At 66.6% G+C, this 3,157-nt stretch carries 2 protein-coding genes; both read left to right on the top strand.

What is annotated here, in order from left to right:
- On the top strand, positions 1-1,750 hold a 1,750-nt coding region (locus Q0C59_RS12825; protein ID WP_291216107.1), incomplete at its 5' end, for an L-glutamate gamma-semialdehyde dehydrogenase.
- Positions 1,751-1,817: 67 nt separating this feature from the next.
- A partial coding sequence (locus Q0C59_RS12820) for a glutamine synthetase family protein (RefSeq protein WP_291216104.1) occupies positions 1,818-3,157 on the top strand: 1,340 nt, incomplete at its 3' end.

Raw genomic sequence — 3,157 nt, 5'->3', positions numbered from 1 at the left:
GTTTGAACTGCAGCGCCTGCACGGCATGGGCGAAGGCATCTACCGCGAGGTGTTGAAGAACCCGGCTGTCTCGTGCCGCGTCTACGCCCCTGTGGGCGCGCACCGCGACCTGCTGGCCTACCTGGTGCGCCGCCTGCTGGAGAACGGCGCCAACTCATCGTTCGTGCACCAGCTCAATGACGAATCGGTGGGCATGGACGAGCTGCTGCTCTCGCCGTTGGAGCAGTCGAAGCCCGACGTCATGACTTCCACGCTGCCGTTGCCGCCCGAGCTCTATGGTTCGAAGCGCCCGAACAGCCTGGGTCTCGATCTTGCCGTGGTGGCACACCGCGAACCGCTGCTGGCCGCACACGCCGCGCTGGTGTTGCCCACCGTGCCCGAGGCCACGGGCGCAGAAGCGCAAGCCGCTGTGGTGAAGGCCGTGCAGGCGTTTGCCGGCTGGAACCACACCCCCGTGGCCGAGCGTGCGGCCACGCTGCGTCGCGCGGCCGATGCGATGCAGCATCAGCTGCCGCGCCTGTGCGCCCTGCTGGTGAAGGAAGCCCACAAGGGCTGGGGCGACGCCGTATCGGAAGTGCGCGAAGCCATCGACTTCCTGCGCTACTACGCGAACGATGCCGAGCGCGTGATGGCGCCGCAGACGCTGCCCGGCCCCACCGGCGAAAGCAACACCCTGCGCATGGAAGGCCGAGGCGCCTGGGTCTGCATCAGCCCGTGGAACTTCCCGTTGGCCATCTTCGCCGGCCAGGTGGCTGCGGCGCTGGCCACCGGCAACACGGTGCTGGCCAAGCCGGCCGAGCAGACGCCGGCCATTGCGCTCGAAGCGGTGAAGCTGTTGCATGCGGCGGGTGTGCCCGCTGGCGCCTTGCAACTGCTGCATGGCCAGGGTGGAACGGTGGGTGCCGCGTTGGTGGCTCAGCCCGGTATCGCCGGTGTGGTGTTCACCGGCTCCACGCAAGTGGCCAAGATCATCCAGCGCGCACTGGCCGCAAAGGACGGCCCGATCATCCCGCTGATCGCCGAGACTGGCGGCATCAACGCCATGCTGGTCGACAGCACGGCACTGCCTGAACAGGTGGCCGACGCGGTGGTGCAGAGCGCCTTTCGCAGCGCCGGCCAGCGCTGCTCGGCGCTGCGCCTGCTGTGTGTGCACGAAGCCATTGCGGATGGCGTGATCGAGATGATCGAAGGCGCCGCGAAGGAACTGGTGGCCGGCGACCCGTCCGATCTGGCCACCGACCTGGGTCCGGTGATCGACGCCGAGGCTTTCGATGGCATCACGCGCCACGTGCAGCGCCTGCACAGCGAAGCCAGGCCGCTGCTGGGCAGCCGCCGCGCCACGCACGCGCTGCTGCACGTGATCGCGCCGCAGATGTTCGAGGTGGGTTCCATCGCCGAGGTGACGCAGGAGATCTTCGGCCCGGTGCTGCAGGTGGTGCGCTGGGGCGGTGATCCGATGGCCGTCATGCAGCAGATCAACGCGCTGGGCTACGGCCTCACGCTGGGCATTCAAACGCGCATCGACAGCCGCGCTCTGGCGCTCGCGGGTGCGGCGCGCGTGGGCAACGTCTATGTGAACCGCAACATGATCGGCGCCGTGGTGGGCGTGCAACCCTTCGGAGGTGAAGGCCTGAGCGGCACCGGACCCAAAGCCGGCGGGCCCCACTACCTGCTGCGCTTCTGCGCCGAGCAGACCCTGACCATCAACACCACCGCCGCCGGCGGCAACGTGGCGCTGTTCACCGGCTGAGAAGCGGCCTCGGCTTGGGCGGGGCGTGGGCTTACAGTGGCGCCACCTTCTCAACACCCCCACGCCCATGGCCGACATCACCTCCCCCGCCGACGCCCATCGCATCCAGCAATGGCTGGACGAACACCGCATCACCGAAGTCGAATGCCTGATCCCCGACATGGCGGGCCAGGCGCGCGGCAAGATCGTGCCGCGCCACAAATACAACCCGGCCGTGGGCCTGCGCCTGCCCGAGGCGGTGCTGGCCATGACCGTGACCGGCGACTACCCCGAGAAGGACTTCACCTCGGTGGCCGACCCGGACATGCTCTTGAAGCCCGACCCCAACACGCTGCGTCCGGTGCCCTGGGCCAAGGAGCCCACGGCGCAGATCATCCACGACTGTTTTGCATTCGACGGCACGCCGTTTGCGCTGTCGCCGCGCAACGTGTTGCGCCGCGTGCTCAAGCTCTACGAAGACGAAGGCTGGAAGCCGGTGGTGGCGCCCGAGATGGAGTTCTACCTGGTGCAGGTGGAACCCAACGAAGACATTCCGCTGAAGCCACCGGTGGGCCGCACCAAGCGCACCGAGGCCGGCATGCAGAGCTTTTCGATGGACGCCATCAACGAGTACGACGACATCTTTGATGTGATGTACGACTGGTGCGAGGCCGAGGGCATCCAGCTCGACACGCTGATCCACGAGATGGGAACGGCACAGATGGAGATCAACATCGACCACGGTGACCCACTGCCGCTGGCCGACCAGGTCTTTCTGTTCAAACGCACCATCCGCGAGGTGGCGATCCGCCACGAGATGTATGCCACCTTCATGGCCAAGCCCATGCAGGGCCAGCCTGGCAGTGCGATGCACATTCACCAGAGCGTGGTGGCCATCGACGGCGGACAGAACATCTTCAGCAAAGCCGACGGTGAACCCTCCGACGCGTTCTTCCATTACATCGGCGGCCTGCAGACCTACTTGCCCGCAGCCACCGCGTTCTTTGCGCCCTACGTCAACTCCTACCGGCGGCTCTCACGCTTCACCTCGGCACCGATCAACCTGAGCTGGGGCTACGACAACCGCACCTGCGGTCTGCGCGTGCCGCACTCGGGCCCGCAAGACCGGCGCGTGGAGAACCGCCTGGCCGGGGTGGATGTGAACCCCTACCTGGCGATTGCGGCCAGCCTGGCCTGTGGCTATCTGGGCATGAAACAGGGCTTGAAACCGAGCGAGCCGCTCAAGGGCAGCGCCTACGAACAGCCGCACCAGCTGCCGCGTCATTTGGACGACGCGATCGAAAAGCTCATGGGTTGTGCGCCGCTGGTGGACCTGTTCGGCGAACACTTCATCCAGACCTACAGCGCGATCAAGGAAACCGAGTACCGCGAGTTCTTCGACGTGATCAGCCCGTGGGAGCGCCGCTT

The organism is Hydrogenophaga sp., assembly GCF_022844385.1.
Classification (GTDB): domain Bacteria; phylum Pseudomonadota; class Gammaproteobacteria; order Burkholderiales; family Burkholderiaceae_C; genus Hydrogenophaga.
The sequence above is the reverse complement of the archived record's forward strand: the minus strand, read 5'-3'. Positions and strand labels throughout refer to the sequence as shown.